This window comes from Allobosea sp. UC22_33, assembly GCF_042700715.1.
Classification (GTDB): Bacteria; Pseudomonadota; Alphaproteobacteria; order Rhizobiales; family Beijerinckiaceae; genus Allobosea.
The window spans coordinates 664032-678161 of the sequence record NZ_CP170556.1 but is presented as its reverse complement, the minus strand read 5'-3'; the positions used below and the strand labels follow the sequence as shown (position 1 = coordinate 678161).

17 protein-coding genes are annotated in these 14130 nt (G+C 65.6%); 7 read left to right on the top strand and 10 right to left on the bottom strand.

What is annotated here, in order from left to right; genetic code table 11:
* Positions 1–120: 120 nt before the first annotated feature.
* The 3 genes from ACFJGT_RS03170 to ACFJGT_RS03160 all read right to left on the bottom strand — a co-directional run bounded on the left by ACFJGT_RS03170 (position 121) and on the right by ACFJGT_RS03160 (position 2892).
* Positions 121–1677, bottom strand: a complete 1557-nt coding sequence (locus ACFJGT_RS03170; RefSeq protein WP_377848907.1) for an ABC transporter substrate-binding protein — start codon at positions 1675–1677, stop codon at positions 121–123.
* Positions 1678–1812: 135 nt separating this feature from the next.
* On the bottom strand, positions 1813–2607 hold the full coding sequence (locus ACFJGT_RS03165; protein WP_377845792.1) for a hypothetical protein: 795 nt from the start codon (positions 2605–2607) through the stop codon (positions 1813–1815).
* A 114-nt stretch (positions 2608–2721) separates the two neighbouring features.
* Positions 2722–2892 (bottom strand): LuxR C-terminal-related transcriptional regulator, encoded by a 171-nt coding sequence (locus tag ACFJGT_RS03160; protein WP_377845790.1) that lies wholly within the window; start codon positions 2890–2892, stop codon positions 2722–2724.
* Here ACFJGT_RS03160 and ACFJGT_RS03155 point away from each other — a divergent pair.
* Positions 2891–3241, top strand: coding sequence for a hypothetical protein (locus ACFJGT_RS03155; protein ID WP_377845788.1), 351 nt, complete (start codon positions 2891–2893; stop codon positions 3239–3241). The genes ACFJGT_RS03160 and ACFJGT_RS03155 overlap by 2 nt on opposite strands.
* Positions 3242–3520: 279 nt before the next feature.
* Here ACFJGT_RS03155 and ACFJGT_RS03150 read toward each other — a convergent pair whose 3' ends face one another.
* Positions 3521–4291, bottom strand: a complete 771-nt coding sequence (locus ACFJGT_RS03150) for a GntR family transcriptional regulator (protein ID WP_377845784.1) — start codon at positions 4289–4291, stop codon at positions 3521–3523.
* A gap of 59 nt (positions 4292–4350) precedes the next feature.
* On the opposite strand from ACFJGT_RS03150, the gene ACFJGT_RS03145 reads away from it, so the two are divergent.
* Complete coding sequence (locus ACFJGT_RS03145; protein WP_377845781.1) at positions 4351–5292, top strand: PfkB family carbohydrate kinase; 942 nt, start codon at positions 4351–4353, stop codon at positions 5290–5292.
* 120 nt (positions 5293–5412) lie between these two features.
* Positions 5413–6552, top strand: a complete 1140-nt coding sequence (locus ACFJGT_RS03140) for a helix-turn-helix transcriptional regulator (RefSeq protein WP_377845779.1) — start codon at positions 5413–5415, stop codon at positions 6550–6552.
* A 331-nt stretch (positions 6553–6883) separates the two neighbouring features.
* Here ACFJGT_RS03140 and ACFJGT_RS03135 read toward each other — a convergent pair whose 3' ends face one another.
* The 3 genes from ACFJGT_RS03135 to pyrF are packed head-to-tail and all read right to left on the bottom strand — an operon-like array spanning position 6884 to position 8229.
* Positions 6884–7192, bottom strand: coding sequence for a DUF1330 domain-containing protein (locus ACFJGT_RS03135; protein WP_377845776.1), 309 nt, complete (start codon positions 7190–7192; stop codon positions 6884–6886).
* Between the two features lie 2 nt (positions 7193–7194).
* Positions 7195–7482 carry a DUF1330 domain-containing protein gene (locus tag ACFJGT_RS03130; protein WP_377845774.1) on the bottom strand — a complete coding sequence of 96 codons (288 nt, stop codon included), beginning with the start codon at positions 7480–7482 and terminating at the stop codon, positions 7195–7197.
* A 42-nt stretch (positions 7483–7524) separates the two neighbouring features.
* Complete coding sequence (gene pyrF, locus ACFJGT_RS03125; protein ID WP_377845772.1) at positions 7525–8229, bottom strand: orotidine-5'-phosphate decarboxylase; 705 nt, start codon at positions 8227–8229, stop codon at positions 7525–7527.
* 180 nt (positions 8230–8409) lie between these two features.
* Between pyrF and ACFJGT_RS03120 the strand changes: the two genes are divergently transcribed.
* A complete protein-coding gene (locus tag ACFJGT_RS03120; RefSeq protein ID WP_377845769.1) occupies positions 8410–9174 on the top strand; it encodes a TSUP family transporter in 765 nt (254 codons plus the stop codon).
* Between the two features lie 108 nt (positions 9175–9282).
* On the opposite strand, the gene ACFJGT_RS03115 is transcribed toward ACFJGT_RS03120, so the two are convergent.
* From ACFJGT_RS03115 to epmA, 3 genes are read right to left on the bottom strand one after another with little or no spacing between them, the layout of a single operon-like run.
* Positions 9283–9945 (bottom strand): DsbA family protein, encoded by a 663-nt coding sequence (locus tag ACFJGT_RS03115; RefSeq protein ID WP_377845767.1) that lies wholly within the window; start codon positions 9943–9945, stop codon positions 9283–9285.
* 16 nt (positions 9946–9961) lie between these two features.
* On the bottom strand, positions 9962–11029 hold the full coding sequence (locus ACFJGT_RS03110; RefSeq protein ID WP_377845765.1) for a lysine-2,3-aminomutase-like protein: 1068 nt from the start codon (positions 11027–11029) through the stop codon (positions 9962–9964).
* Complete coding sequence (gene epmA / locus ACFJGT_RS03105) at positions 11026–12090, bottom strand: EF-P lysine aminoacylase EpmA (protein WP_377845763.1); 1065 nt, start codon at positions 12088–12090, stop codon at positions 11026–11028. Before epmA ends, ACFJGT_RS03110 begins: the two co-directional genes overlap by 4 nt.
* A 116-nt stretch (positions 12091–12206) precedes the next feature.
* Here epmA and efp point away from each other — a divergent pair, with 116 nt between their 5' ends.
* From efp to ACFJGT_RS03090, 3 genes are all read left to right on the top strand, one after another.
* Positions 12207–12776, top strand: coding sequence for an elongation factor P (efp, locus tag ACFJGT_RS03100; RefSeq protein WP_377845757.1), 570 nt, complete (start codon positions 12207–12209; stop codon positions 12774–12776).
* A gap of 90 nt (positions 12777–12866) precedes the next feature.
* Complete coding sequence (locus ACFJGT_RS03095) at positions 12867–13385, top strand: DUF1993 family protein (RefSeq protein WP_377845755.1); 519 nt, start codon at positions 12867–12869, stop codon at positions 13383–13385.
* A gap of 13 nt (positions 13386–13398) precedes the next feature.
* On the top strand, positions 13399–13878 hold the full coding sequence (locus tag ACFJGT_RS03090) for a GNAT family N-acetyltransferase (RefSeq protein WP_377845753.1): 480 nt from the start codon (positions 13399–13401) through the stop codon (positions 13876–13878).
* Positions 13879–14130 lie beyond the last annotated feature (252 nt).

The window sequence follows — 14130 nt, the reverse complement described above, 5'->3', positions numbered from 1 at the left end:
GCGACGATAGCCTCGTCGGCGAATGACGTGATCGAAACCCGGACAGGGTAGCGCGACCCCTCATCCGGCGCTGCGCGCCACCTTCTCCCGCAAGGGGAGAAGGAAAGGCGCTCGCGTTCCTCACTCCTTCCAGGCGTCGCGGAAGCCGTCATCGACGCCGATGCCGGTGGTGACGAGGTTCTTGACGTTGCAGCGGTAGATGGTCGGAAAGTCCATCTCCAGCAGCCAGAGCACCGGCAGTTCGTCGGCCAGGACCTTCTGGATCTTGGTGTAGAGCTCCTGCCGCTCCTTGTCGGTCGGCGCGATCGCGGCATCGGCGAAGAGCTTGTCGACCTCCGGATTGGAGTAACCGCCGACATTGGCGAAGGGATTGCCCTTGGCGATGTTGGAGGAGATGTAGGAGCGCGCCACGCCCATGGCGGGGTCGCCGAGCTGGTAGAGGAAGTTGAAGTTCAGGTCGAAGTCCCAGTTCGACGCCTTCTGCGTCCAACCGGGCACGTCGGTGTTCTCGATCTGCACCTTGACGCCGACATCCTCGAGATTCTGCTTGATCGCCTCGGACCAGCGGCTCCAGGTCTCGCCATAGGGCAGGTTGAGCAGCTTGATCGTCTCGCCCTTGTAGCCGGAGGCCTTGATCAGTTCCTTCGCCTTGGCGGGGTCGTAGGTGTATTTCGGCACGTCGTCCGAATAGAACTTGGTCTTGGACGAGATCGGCCCGGTCGGCAGCTTGCCGAGGCCGCCCCAGACCACGTCCTTCCCGAATTCGCGGTCGATCGCGTACATCAGCCCCTGGCGGAACTGCTTGTTGCCGAGGATGCCGTTGCGCACGTTGGGCGTGAGCCAGGCATGGGGGGCGAACATCTCCCAGCCCTTGGTCGTCATGCAGGTATTGGGCAGCTTCGACAGCCGCGCGACGTCGTAGACATCGACCGAGCCGCCGGTCAGCACGTCGACCTTGCCCGTCTCGTAGGCAACGGCGCGGGCGGCTGCATCGGGAATGATCTGCCAGTAGATCTCGTCGAGGTTCGGCTTGCCCTTCAGCCAGTAATCCTCGTTCTTGACGAGGTGGATATAGGAACCCTTCTTCCATTCCTTGAGCTTGAAGGGGCCGGTGCCGATCGGCGTGTTGTTGGCGGGGTTCGCGCGGTAATCCGTGCCGTCGTAGATATGCTTCGGGATCATCGGCGCGGAGGCGACCTCCTGCGTCATGATCATCGGGCCGAAGGGCTGCTTCAGCGTGATCTTCACCGTGAGGTCATCGACCTTCTCGATCTTTTCGACCTGCGCATTGACGATCGGGCGCCAGCGCGGATGGACGTCGCGCAGGAACTTGTCGAGGGTGAAGACGACATCATCGGCCGTGAACGGCTTGCCGTCATGCCATTTCACGCCTTCCTGCAAGTGGAAGGTGTAGGTCTTCGCGTCCGGCGAGATTTCCCAGCTCTTGGCGAGCGAGGGCTGCGGCTCGAGCTTTTCGTTATAGCGCAGCAGCGACTCGTAGATGTTGCCGGCGACCATGTTGGTCGGGCCATTCTGATTGAGGCCCTGCATCAGCATCGGCGGCTCGGGCTGGACGACGACATGGACCGTCCCGCCCTTCTTCGGCTCCTGGGCCTGCGCCACGCACAGCGCGAGAACCGACGCCGCCAGCGCCAGACTCAACCGCAATCCCGTCATCCCACGCACCATCAGCCTGTTCCCCTGCCTCGTATCGAGATCATATCGTTTGAATCGGATCCGTTCGGACCGTCCGAGGCCATCGCACCCGATCACGCGTCTCTTGGCAAGCGCCGCGCCAACCGCCCGGATGCCTCAGCGGGACATGCTCGCGAGAGCATCGCGCATCGAAGCGCTGGAGATGCCGAACAGGCCGCCGTAATGCGTCTCGAGATCGGCGATCACGAACATCACGGTCGAGATCGAGACGATGCCGATCGCCAGAACGATCGCGGCCAGGCGCCGCCGCGGGATCTGCAGGCCGAAACTCAGGAAGACCAGCATCAGCCAGAAAGTCATGACACTGGTGAACAGCGGCGAGACAGGGCCGCGCACATCCTCGATCACAGCCCAGCGCCGTTCCTGCACCCGCTGGTAGAGCGCCCGGCATTCGGCTGCGAGGTTGGCGTGAAACGTATCGGCCGGCGCCAATCCATTGATGGCCCGGCCAATGCGGAGGATGAGGGCACCGAGCGACGGGTCGGCCCCCTCGCGCGCCATCGCGGTCGTATCGGGATAGGAGACGCCTGCGGGCTTCGGCTCGCCGGGCCAGGTGCTGGCGATGACGCCGGCAGTATAGCTGCGCAGGTCGAGACGGATCGGCCCCACCTCCGCCCCGTAACTGCGGAGGCATTCGTCGAGCTGGGCGAGCCCGGCCGCATCGGCATTGCGGTCGCGGTAGGCCTTATCGAAAGCCCCTTTGACGCTGGAGAGCTGCAGGCTGAGGACGAGCGCGGCGAAGGTCACGAGCAGGCTCGTCACCAGCCTGATCGCCTCCAGGGTGTGCTCGGATAGATGCTCTTCAGAGAGCCAGCCACGGAGCTTGATGCCGAAGATGGCGCTGCCGCTCATCAGCGCGCAGAAGATGAAGGCTGCCAGCGTCTCGGCCATGATCGCGATCACCCTGGAGAGATGCGGTGCTTCCGCATGTCGATCCAGATGGGCGTGCGATGACCGGCCCTGTCAACAGGTCCGGCAGCGATCATCGCTGCCGGCGCCGCGCGATCAGCGGAGCTCCTCGACATAGGTCGCGACGAAGCGGACGAGCTCACTCTGCCGCGCCGTGCCGGTCTTGGCGAAGAGCCGCTGGAGATGGGTGCGGGCCGTAGTCGGCGCGATGCCCAGCCGCTTGGCGGCGATGATCGTGTCGAGCCCCTCGACCATCAGGACGAGCATGCGCTCCTCGGTCGGCGTCAGGCCGCAGGAACTCGCTGACCCGGGCGATGTTGCGGTCGATCGCGCTCTCGGGATCGTCCACCGTCAGGACGAACAGCTCGATACTGGCCAGGTGAACGGCGTCGACGGCGATCTGCCGGCCATTGCGCAACACCAGCGGCAGGCGCGTCTCGCCGGCCGCGCTGCCATTGCGACAACGCTTCAGCCAGACCTGCAGCCGCGCCATGAAATCCTTGTCGCTGGCGGTGAAGCGGTCGAGACCGCCCAGGCCGTCTCGGGCCAGTGCCTCCGCGCCGCGATTGCCGAAGCGCTGATTCAGCTCGGCATCGATGACGAAAACCGGCCTTGATGCGCGGCCGAAGGGCTCGGGGGCCACGTCATGCCGCGGGGGAAACGGGGTGTAGCTCGTCCTGCCGACAATCGAGACATGAAGCGACATCGCAATATCCATCCCTGCAATCAGCGGATCGCCGCACCGTGTCGCCGGAAGAACCAAAGGCCGGCCGGATGCAGCTCCGTTTCTCTTGGTCGCAGCGAGCTGCGAGCAGGTTCAAAGCGATCTTCGATTTTGGACTGCTATTGGATATCGAATCCGGACACCTGCGACGGTGTCCTCTACCGCAGGCTGTCAGGCGGTCAGCGTCAGCCTGTAGGTATAGGTATCGCCGCGGAACAGGCCTTCGACATATTCGAGCATGTCGCCGTCGGCGCCATAGCTGCGCCGCTTGATCAGCAGGCAGGGCACGGGCGCATCGAAGCCGAAGATGGCGCATTCCTCAGCCGTCGGGGCCGCCGCCTCGATGGTCTGGTCGCAGCGCGTCAACGGCAGGCCGAGCGCGGCGAAGCGGGCGTAGACCGAGCCCGAGAGATCGCCCTCCGCCAGCTCGGGCGCCCGTTCCAGGTTGTACCAGGCGACCTCGCGCGACATCGGGATGCCGTCACCCGAGCGGACGCGCACCAGCTTGAGGAAGCGCACATGCGAGGAGCGGCCGAAGATCGAGGCGATCGAGCGATCGTTGACCACGGAGCGCTCGACGATGCGGGACGACGGCACACGGCCGAGCTCCTGCATCTCCTCGGTGAAGCCCTTGAGCCGGTCCATGCCGGAATGCAGGCGCGGCCCCTCGCCCTGAACGATCGAGCCCAGGCGCCCCTGCGCGCTCAGCAATTTACGCTCGCGCAAGGCATTGTAGGAGCGCTGCACGGTGGCGCGGCTGACATTGAGGCGCTCGGCAAGCTGGCGCTCGGCCGGCAGGGTCGTGCCAGGGGGCAGCGTGCCGTCTCCGATCAGTCGAGTCAGCTGGTCCTCAAGCTGCTGGTAGAGCGGCTTGGCGGTGTCCGTGCGCAGGTCCAGCAGGTTCTGGAACGGCGGTTTTGCAATCTGCTTAGGCACTGTCATCGATAGCATGAGCGTGACACAACCCGCGTAGCAGTTCGTGAATGGGAAAATCAAATCCTATGGCCGGCAAACCCATCTTCGTGCTCGGAAGCTTCGTCGTCTCCTGCTCGGCGAAGGTCGTCCGGTTCCCGCACCCGGGAGAATCGCTTGCGGCCGAGACCGTGACGATCGAACCCGGCGGCAAGGGGCTGAACCAGGCGATCATGGCGCGCCGCCTCGGCGCCGCGGTCGACGGCCTGCTCGCCGTGGGCGACGATCTCGCCGCTGCCTTCGCCCCGCCGGCGCTCGAACGCGCCGGCCTGCCGCAATCGATGCTGGTCAGGCTTGCGGGCAGCACGGGCAGCGGCATCGGTTTCACGGATGCGAGCGGCGAGACCTGCCTTGCCGTCGCCTCCGGCGCCAATCTCGCCCTTACGGCCGAGCATGTCGAGCAAAGGGCGCAAGCCATCGCCAGCGCCGCTCTGGTCACGGCCCAGTTCGAGATCGGCGACGCACCGATCGAAACGGCCTTCCGGCTGGCCCGGCAAGCCGGCGTTCCGACCCTGCTCAATCCGTCGCCCTATCGGGCGATTTCTGCCGCCATCCTGGCAGCAACCTCGATCCTGATCATCAACGAGACCGAGGCGCGGGGCCTCGCCGCCACGCTCGGGCGGGAGCATGCCGGGGCCACCGAACCGGAACGCTTCGCAAGGGAACTCGGCCCCACCCTGCTGGAACGGGGACCGGAACTTGTCGTCCTGACCAGCGGCGCGGCCGGAGCCCTCGCCGTGGCAGCCGATACCCCTGCGGTCACGCAGGCGGGCTTTCCGGTCGATACCGTCGATTCGCTCGGCGCAGGCGACGCCTTTGCCACGACGCTCGGCGTCCGGCTGGCGATGGGGCGGCCCTTGGCGGAAGCCTTGCGCGATGCCGCTGCGGCCGGCGCCCTGACCACCACGCGGCACGGCGTCTTCGACGCACTGCCGACGGCCGATGCCATCGCCGCGATGAGCAGAAGATGAAACGGCTCGGAACCGATAAAAAACTTTGGATTGTTTTTGGACTTTTTCTGAGCGCCCCATGCTGCTAGCTTCGGACGCGCGCATCATGCATGCGCCTTCCGTGGCCAGCCGGGACCTCTCATGCCGCGCCTCGACGTCGATACCGTCATGTCCGCGATCGACCAGTTGCTGGTCGGGGCGATGGACGAAGGACAGATGCAGGCGGCTGCCGAAACCATGCGGCAGCTCTTCAACGGCTCGAAAGCCTGCTTCGCCGGATTCGGGCCCAATCCCGAGGACTGGGCTTCCTACGCGACCAATCCCGATCCCACGCTGCAGGAGCGTTGCTTCGGCGAGCTTGCGCCCGATTTCATCGAGATGGGCGGGGCATTGCGCGATATCCCGCTCGGCGCGATCTATCATGACCATGACGTGTTCGGCGCTGAAACCCTGCGCAACTCGCGCGTCTGGCAGGAATGGATGCGCCCGCAGGACATGTATGGCGGCATGGCCTGCCGCCTCGCCAAGAACGGGCAGGCCTTCTGGTTCTTCGACGTGCAGCGCGGCCGGCAGCAGGAGGGTTTCGACGCCGAGGACATCGCCCTGCTCGAAAAGCTCTATCCGGTGCTGCGACGCGTCGTCGAATTGCGGCGCCATATCGGCCGGGTGACCATCCAGCGGGACGAGGCGCGCAGCGCTCTCGACCAGATCGCGATGGGCATCGCGATTCTCGACCAGGACATGCGGATCAGCTACGCCAATGAAGGCGCCGACGAGATCCTGTCCGACCCCGAGAGCGCGCTCGGCCTGCGGCAGGGGCGCCTGTACGCGCGCCAGCCGGCCGATCAGCGACAGCTCCGGCAACTGGTCGAAGGCGCCTTGCGCAGCACGCAAGACCCGCTCGCCCCCACCCAGGCCAGCATGATCCTGCATGGCGAGGACGGCTCTCATTCGCTTTCCGCCTGCGCCATGCCGGCGCCCCCCTCCATCATGCAGACTGACACAGCCGGAAAGGTATTGATCGCATTGCGGCGGCTGGAAATGGCGACCAATCTCGTCGCCTGCGCCCGCCAGCTCTTCGATCTCACCGATACCGAAGCCAAATTCGCATCCGCGCTGGCGAGCGGATCATCGCTGACCGAAGCAGCGGAAACCCAGGGCGTCCGCATCTCGACCGCGCGCACGCATCTGGCGCGGATCTTCCAGAAGACCAACACCCGCCAGCAAAGCCAGCTCGTCTCACTGCTGCGCAGCGCGGCGCTCCCCCTCAGGCCGCGCTGAAACGTCGCTATGCCGGACAGAGCGAGGCAAAGGCCGCGCGCTCTTCAGCCAGCCTTCCCGTCTTCCGTTCGGGAAGGCCATGAAAAGCAACCTAGAAGAAGCGGAACGATACTTTCGTCATCCAAATGACGGAGACGAATTCAGCGGAGCGACGGAAACGGCCGGCGGAGCAACCGCTGCCGGACCGTGCTCCTTTCAATGAGAGCAGCCGTCATTCCGGGGCTTCGCGGTAGCGAAGAGCCCGGAATGGCAACAGGACTCAGGCCAGAGCCCCGGCATCGATCCCGAACTGCGCTTCGCTCCGTCCGATGACAGTGCGGGAACCCGCTGCCTATTCGCCCGGCTGCGGACCGTCATAACCGCCGATGATGACGAGATCGGACTGGCCGGCGCTGCTCAGGTGCTTCACCGCCTCCTGATATTCAGGCGAGGCGTAGCAGGCGCGCGCCGTCTCCTCGTCCTTGAACTCGATGACGACGTTGTGCTTGCGGCCTTCGCCGCGCGCGAGCTTGTACTCGCCGCCGCGGACCAGGAACTTCGCCCCGTATTTGGCGAAGGCCACCGCATTGAGCGAACGGTACGTGGCATAGGCCTCGGCGTTCTCGACGTCGACGCGCGCGATCCAGTAGCCCTTGGCCACGATCAGAGCCCCTCGACGGCGACGAGATCGATCTCGCCTGCGCCCTCGCGCAGCTTCCGCGCCTCGGCATATTCGGGGGAGAAGAGGTAGGCGCGCGCCGTCTCGAAATCCTTGAATTCGAGGATGATGTTGCGGGCGCGGCCCTCGCCTTCGCCGACCGTCATCTGGCCGCCGCGCACCACCGGCGTGCCGCCATATTGCTTGATGACCTCGGAGGCCTTGGCGGCATAGCTCGCCCATTTGGTCGCGTCGGAGACCTTGGCGCGGCCGATGACATATCCCTTGGGCATGGTGCAGTCCGTTGGCTGAATCGGGTTTGCGATCGGGGAAGCTTACGAAGCCGCGACGATCTCGTCCATGACCGCGCCCGCCGCCGCACGCGGGTCCGCCGCGCGGATGATGGGACGCCCGACGACGAGGTGATCGGCGCCGATGCGGATCGCCTCGGCCGGGGTCAGCGTGCGCTTCTGGTCACCCGCGGCGCTGCCGGAGGGGCGGATGCCCGGCGTGACGATGACCATGTCCTTACCGATGACCTCGCGCACGATCTCGGCCTCGGCGGCCGAGCAGACGATGCCGTCGATGCCGGCCGTGCGGGCCTGCTCGGCGCGCAGGCGCACGAGATCGCGCACCGCGAGGCCATAGCCGGCATCGCGCAGATCGCCATCGTCGTAAGAGGTCAGCGCGGTGACCGCGAGCAGCTTGAGCGCGGCATCGCCGCGCCCCTCGACCGCGCCGCGCATGGTCTGCGGATAGGCGTGGACGGTGAGGAAGGTGACGCCGAGCTTGGTCAGCGAATCCACGCCCTCGGTCACGGTGTTGCCGATGTCGTGCAGCTTGAGATCGAGGAAGACCTTCTTGCCTTCGGCGACGAGCTGGCGCGCGAGATCGAGCCCGCCGGCGAAAGCAAGGCGATAGCCGATCTTGTAGAAGGTGACGCCGTCTCCGAGCGTCGAGACTAGGCGATATGCATCCCACACAGTGGGTACATCGAGCGCGACGATCAGGCGGTCGCGGACATCGTTGATCTTCTGCATCGGTCAGTTCCCTGAGTTTCGAGGGAAGGCGCACGATTCGAAGCGGGATGCAAGGGCGGGAATCCCAGCGCCGATGCGTAGAACATCATCCTACGCATCGGCGCTTTGCCGAGAAATCTATTCCCGCTTCCGAGGCAATCCTCTAGGCCTCGCGCTCCGCTTCATCGGATACGCTTGACCATGTCCATGGCTGCCCTGATCGGTTTTCTGCTGCTGACCGGCATGGCGGCCTACGTGCAGACGCTGACCGGCTTCGCCTTCGGTCTGATCGCGATGGGCGGCGTCGGCCTGACCGGGCTGCTCTCGCTGCCGGATGCGGCGATGCTCATCAGCGCCCTGACGCTGGTCAACGCGACGCAGATGCTGCTCAAAGGCTGGCGCGACGTCGACTGGCGCAAGTTCGGGCTGGTGATGGTCGCGAGCTGGCCCTTTGTCTTCATCGGCTTCCACTTGTTGGAATGGCTCGCCGCGAGCCGCGCCGATCTTCTTCGGCTGGCGCTGGGTTTGGTCATCATCGTCTCCAGCCTGCAACTGGCGCGGAAGCCCGAACCACTCAAGCAGCCGTCAGGCGCGCCCAGCTATCTGTTCTTCGGCAGCATCGCGGGATTGATGAGCGGAATGTTCTCCACCGGCGGCCCGCCGCTGGTCTACCATTTCTACCGCCAGCCGATGCCGCTGGTCGTGGTCCGGGAAACGCTGGTGACGATCTTTGCGCTGAACGCGCTATTCCGCACGGGCTTGGTCGCGACATCGGGCCAGATTCCCCATGCCTCGACGCTGACGGGCCTTTTCGCCATTCCGGCGGTGATGCTGGGCACGCATCTCGCGCGGCGCTATCCGCCGCCACTGACCCAGGCCGCCATGCGCCAGATCGTATTCCTGCTGCTGTTCCTGTCGGGCGTCTCGCTCGGCGCGCCGGCGGTCATTCACCTGCTCGGCTTGTGAAACGTCATGCTCGCCCTTGTGGCGAGCATCCACGTCTTGAACACCGCATCGCATCGATGAAGACGTGAATGGTCGGGACAAGCCCGACCATGACGAAAGCGGCGTGCCCTAGAACTGCGACTCCTGCGGGGCCTGCGCGGCGAAGACCTGCTGGAAGACCTGCGCCCAGACTTCCGGTGGCTGCGCGCCGGAGACCGCAAGCTTGCTGTCGACAATAAAGAAGGGCACGCCGGTGACGCCGACCTTGCGGGCGTGATCCTCGAGCCCGATCACCGTCTCGCGCAACTCGTCATTGGCGAGCTCGTCGCGGGCGGCCTGCTCGTCGAAGCCCTGCTCGACGGCGATCTGGACCAGCGTCTCAAGATCGCCGATATCGCGTCCGTCCTGCCAATAGGCTTTGAACAGGGCGGCCGTCATGTCGCCGCCACGCTGGACGGTCGAAGCGGCAGCGACCAGCATATGCGCCATGCGGGTGTTGACGCTCTTCGTCACCTTCGCCCAGTTGAAGGTGACCCCGCTCTCCAGCGCCGCTTCCGACAGCCGGACCTCAATCTCCTTGCGCTTGCCCGGGCCGAACTTGCTTTCGAGGTATTGGGTGCGATCCATGCCCTCCTCAGGCATGTCCGGGTTCAATTCATAAGGCAGCCAGGTGATGGCGAAGCGCTCGGCCACGCCGTAGCGCTCCAGAGCGGTCTCCAGCCGGGCCTTGCCGATGAAGCACCAGGGGCAGGCGATATCGGAGACGATCGCGAGCGGCAGCTTGTCCTGCATATCAACGTCCTTCGTATCAGGCGGGCGGATAGACGTGCTGCCCGCCATGACGGTCTTCGGCGACCGCTTCCGCGCCCGGCGTCTCGCAACCGGAGAGGAAGGCGGGGCCGACCGGAATCTTGCCGGCACCGCCGGGGATGTCGAGGATATAGGTCGGCTGGCACAGCCCGGAAAGGTTGCCGCGCAGGCTTTTGACCAGCGCCTGCCCCTCTTCCAGCGTCAGGCGGAAATGCGAGGTGCCCGGCGCGAGATCGGGATGGTGCAGGTAATAGGGCTTGATGCGGTTCTCGACGAAGGCGCGCATCAGGGCACCGAGCGTCTCGATATCGGCATTGACGCCCTTGAGCAGCACGGACTGGCTCAGCAGGACATGGCCGGCATCGGCCAGCGTCGCGATCGCGGCGCGGGCATCGTCGGTGAATTCGCGCGGATGGTTGGCGTGGATGGCGATATAGCTCGCCTTGCCGGGGATGCGCAGCGCCCTCGCATAATCCGGCGTGATCCGGCCGGGATCGACGACCGGCACGCGGGTGTGCCAGCGCGCGACCTTGATATGCGGGATGCCGGCCAGACGCTTCGCGACCTCGCGAACGCGACGGGCGGAGAGGATGAAGGGATCGCCGCCCGTCATGATCACCTCCCAGATCTCGGGATGGGAGGCGAGGTATGCGAGCGCGGCGTCGAGCTTCTGGCCCGTCAGCGCATCGCCGCCGGGGCCGACCATTTCGCGCCGGAAGCAAAAGCGGCAATAGACCGGGCAGGCATGGACGAGCTTGAGCAGGGCGCGGTCAGGGTAGCGATGGACCACGCCTTCGACCGGGGAATGAGCGTCGTCGCCGATCGGGTCGACCAGTTCCTGCGGCAGCGTCGTGAGTTCAGCCGCATCGGGGATGAACTGGCGCGCGATCGGATCGGCAGCGTCGTTCGGATCGATCAAACCCGCGACGGCCGACGTGACTGAAACCGCATAGCGCTCCGCCACCTCCTGCAAGGCCTCGCGGCGCGCGAGCGCGGTAAGGCCGGCCTCGACGAGCGCGTCGATGCTGCGCAAAGGCTGGCCGCCGGGGGGCTGATGAACGGTCATGCCCCTCCCCTGCCCGGTTCCGCGACCGGCGTCCAGAGCACATCCTCGATCCGGCGCGCGCCCACGCAGAGCATGACGAGCCGGTCGAAGCCGAGCGCGATGCCGGACGCCGCCGGCATCAGCGCCAGCGCCTCCAGGAAATCCTCGTCGACAGGATAGCGCTCGCCATAGATGCGCTCCTTCTCGTCCATATCGGCCTCGAAGCGGCGGCGCTGCTCGGCCGGATCGGTGAGCTCGCCAAAGGCGTTCGCAAGCTCGACGCCGCAGGCATAGAGCTCGAAACGCTCGGCCACGCGCGGATCGCCGGGCTTCGGCCGGGCCAGTGCCGCCTCGCTGATCGGGTATTCGCAGAGGATCGTGGCACGGCCGCGGCCGAGATGCGGCTCGACGCGCTCGGAGAGGATGCGGCTGAAGATGTCGGACCAGGTGTCGTCGTCCGTAACCCGGATGCCGGCCTCGATCGCATCGGCAGCGAGCCCGCCCCGGTCGACCTCCTGATCGGCCGTGACCATGCGCAACAGGTCGATACCGGCATGGCGCTTGAAGGCTTCCTGCAGGGTCAGCCGCTCGGGCGCGGCAAAGGGATCGGCCTCGATGCCGCGCCAGCGCAGCATGGTCGCGCCCGCGGCGCGGGCAGCTTCGGCCATCAGCGCCGCGCAATCCTGCATCAGCGCGTCATAATCCTCGCCGGCGCGATACCATTCCAGCATCGTGAATTCCGGATGATGCAGGGCCGTGCGCTCGCGATTGCGGAAGACGCGGGCGAAATCGAAGATGCGGCTTTCGCCGGCCGCCAGCAGCTTCTTGGCGGCGAATTCCGGCGAGGTGTGCAGGTAATAGGGATGCGGCACAGCCGCGTTGTCGATCAGCGTCGTACTGAACCCGTGCAGATGCGTCTCGTTGCCGGGCGAGAGCTGCAGGATCGCCGCCTCGACCTCGGTGAAGTCGCGGGCCTCGAACCAGCGCCTGAACGCAGCCTTGATCCGCCCGCGCGCCAGCAGGGCCGGGCGGCGGTCGGCATGGATGTCGGGCCGCCAGAACGGCGTCGGGGACGAACTCATCGAAACTCGCATCGAATGCGTCGGAAAGCTTTCGTTTCGCGCGCGAATGCGGTAGTTGCGCGGCGACAGAATTCGCATAGCGCGGGGGAACGCCGCGCACCAGCAAGGACATTCAAGTGGTCAAGGTCATCGCCTCTTCCGTCCGCAAGGGCAACGTCCTCGAGCTCGACGGACATCTCTGCACGGTCATCTCGGCCGAGAGCTTCTTCCCGGGCAAGGGCACCCCGACGACGCAGATCGACATGCGCCGCATCTCCGACGGCACCAAGATGACCCAGCGCTACAAGACGACCGAGCAGGTCGAGCGCGCCTATGTCGAGGATCGTGACTTCACCTATCTCTACCAGGACGGCGAACAGTACGTCTTCATGAACCCGGAGACCTACGACCAGATCCCGGTCGACAAGGACGTGGTCGGCGATGCCGCTCCCTATCTCCAGGAGAACATGAAGGTCTCGCTCTCGGTGTTCGAGGACAAGGCCGTCGCGATCGAATTGCCGCAGCGCGTCACGCTCGAGGTCGTCGAGACCGAGCCGGTGACCAAGGGCCAGACGGCCTCCTCCTCCTACAAGCCGGCGATCCTCTCGAACGGCGTGCGCAGCGCCGTGCCGCCGCATGTCGGCGTCGGCACCCGCGTCGTCGTGATGACCGCTGACGGGTCCTATGTCGAGCGCGCGAAGGATTGATCTGCTGGCGCAGAGCGCCGCGGAAAATTCTCCTCTATAGCTTTACGCAGCGGGCCCTTTCCGGGCCCGTTGTCGTTTTTCGAGGACATCATGACGCTCACAGTCAAGGCCGCCGCCCTTTCCGGCTTCGTGCAGACGCTCAAGGCGCTCGACGCCATTCTCGACAAGGCCGTGGACCAGGCCGAGACCCGCAAGATCCAGCCGGAAGTCCTGCTCTCCGCCCGGCTTGCGCCGGACATGCTGGCCTTCACCCGCCAGGTCCAGCTCTGCTGCGACTTCGCCAAGAATGCGGTCGCGCGCCTCTCGGGCGGCGAGAACCCGCGCTTCCCCGACGAGGAAAAGAGCTTCCCGGAGCTGAAGGAGCGCATCGCCAAGACGCTCGCCTTCATCGCCGCGGCCGATGGCGCCACGCTCGATGCCGGGCTTGGCCGCGAGGTCACCTTCCCGCGCGGCCCTTCGGCGACCGTGACCATGACCGGCGAGGCCTATCTCACCCGCTTCGCCATCCCGAACTTCTATTTCCACGCCACCACGGCCTACGACATCCTGCGCCAGAACGGCTTCCAGATCGGCAAGCAGGACTTCCTGCTCGGCGTCTTCGACGCCTGAGTTCGGCAAAGGCATGAGCGCGACGCCGACCATCACGATCGAACGCGCTTCTCCCCGGGATGCCGGGGAGATTGCCGCGCTTTATCTGGCGTCGCGCGCGGAGGCCCTGCCCTATCTGCGCCGCGTCCATAGCGACGACGAGGTCAGGGGCTGGATCACGCATGTCAGGCTCGCAACCGGCGAGACCTGGGTCGCGCGGGAGGCCGGGCGCATCCTCGGCTTCCTCTGCCTCGACGGAGAAGATCTCGACCAGCTCTACCTGTTGCCGGGCGAGGTCAGGCGCGGTATCGGCTCTCTGCTGCTGGCGAAGGCCAGGGAGCGCAGCCCGGAACGGCTCCATCTGTTCACCTTCCAGCGCAATGCGGCCGCCCGCGCCTTCTATGAGCGCCACGGCTTCCAGCTCGTCGATCTCAACGACGGCGACCGCAATGAGGAAGGCGAGCCGGACGCGCTCTACGCGTGGCGCCGATCTTTTTCGGATGAGCCCTTGTAATCGGGAAGGCCCGTTCCCATCTTGGGATCACGGCGATGTCGAGAGCGTTCCACAGCTCTCCAGCGCCGTTGAAGACGGCCATGAGCCGAACGTTTGACGCCGGATGTACGCGCACCCGTTCAGGACATGGCCGTTGGTTCATACCGAGGCCCGTAGCGGACATCCGCTGCGGGTCTTTTCGTTTCACCGTCCGCATCGGCCGGATTGATCCCGACCCTTACGTTTGGTTGATGCAAGGCAGCTTTCGAGACG

What these genes read in the sequence shown, in the direction of transcription:
- ACFJGT_RS03170 (WP_377848907.1), bottom strand. Translation starts at nt 1,677, where the DNA reads ATGACGGGATTGCGGTTGAGTCTGGCGCTGGCGGCGTCGGTTCTCGCG.
- ACFJGT_RS03165 (WP_377845792.1), bottom strand. Translation starts at nt 2,607, where the DNA reads ATGGCCGAGACGCTGGCAGCCTTCATCTTCTGCGCGCTGATGAGCGGC.
- ACFJGT_RS03155 (WP_377845788.1), top strand. Translation starts at nt 2,891, where the DNA reads ATGCGCTCCTCGGTCGGCGTCAGGCCGCAGGAACTCGCTGACCCGGGC.
- ACFJGT_RS03160 (WP_377845790.1), bottom strand. Translation starts at nt 2,892, where the DNA reads ATGCTCGTCCTGATGGTCGAGGGGCTCGACACGATCATCGCCGCCAAG.
- ACFJGT_RS03150 (WP_377845784.1), bottom strand. Translation starts at nt 4,291, where the DNA reads ATGACAGTGCCTAAGCAGATTGCAAAACCGCCGTTCCAGAACCTGCTG.
- ACFJGT_RS03145 (WP_377845781.1), top strand. Translation starts at nt 4,351, where the DNA reads ATGGCCGGCAAACCCATCTTCGTGCTCGGAAGCTTCGTCGTCTCCTGC.
- ACFJGT_RS03140 (WP_377845779.1), top strand. Translation starts at nt 5,413, where the DNA reads ATGCCGCGCCTCGACGTCGATACCGTCATGTCCGCGATCGACCAGTTG.
- ACFJGT_RS03130 (WP_377845774.1), bottom strand. Translation starts at nt 7,482, where the DNA reads ATGCCCAAGGGATATGTCATCGGCCGCGCCAAGGTCTCCGACGCGACC.
- pyrF (WP_377845772.1), bottom strand. Translation starts at nt 8,229, where the DNA reads ATGCAGAAGATCAACGATGTCCGCGACCGCCTGATCGTCGCGCTCGAT.
- ACFJGT_RS03120 (WP_377845769.1), top strand. Translation starts at nt 8,410, where the DNA reads ATGTCCATGGCTGCCCTGATCGGTTTTCTGCTGCTGACCGGCATGGCG.
- ACFJGT_RS03115 (WP_377845767.1), bottom strand. Translation starts at nt 9,945, where the DNA reads ATGCAGGACAAGCTGCCGCTCGCGATCGTCTCCGATATCGCCTGCCCC.
- ACFJGT_RS03110 (WP_377845765.1), bottom strand. Translation starts at nt 11,029, where the DNA reads ATGACCGTTCATCAGCCCCCCGGCGGCCAGCCTTTGCGCAGCATCGAC.
- epmA (WP_377845763.1), bottom strand. Translation starts at nt 12,090, where the DNA reads ATGAGTTCGTCCCCGACGCCGTTCTGGCGGCCCGACATCCATGCCGAC.
- ACFJGT_RS03095 (WP_377845755.1), top strand. Translation starts at nt 12,867, where the DNA reads ATGACGCTCACAGTCAAGGCCGCCGCCCTTTCCGGCTTCGTGCAGACG.
- ACFJGT_RS03090 (WP_377845753.1), top strand. Translation starts at nt 13,399, where the DNA reads ATGAGCGCGACGCCGACCATCACGATCGAACGCGCTTCTCCCCGGGAT.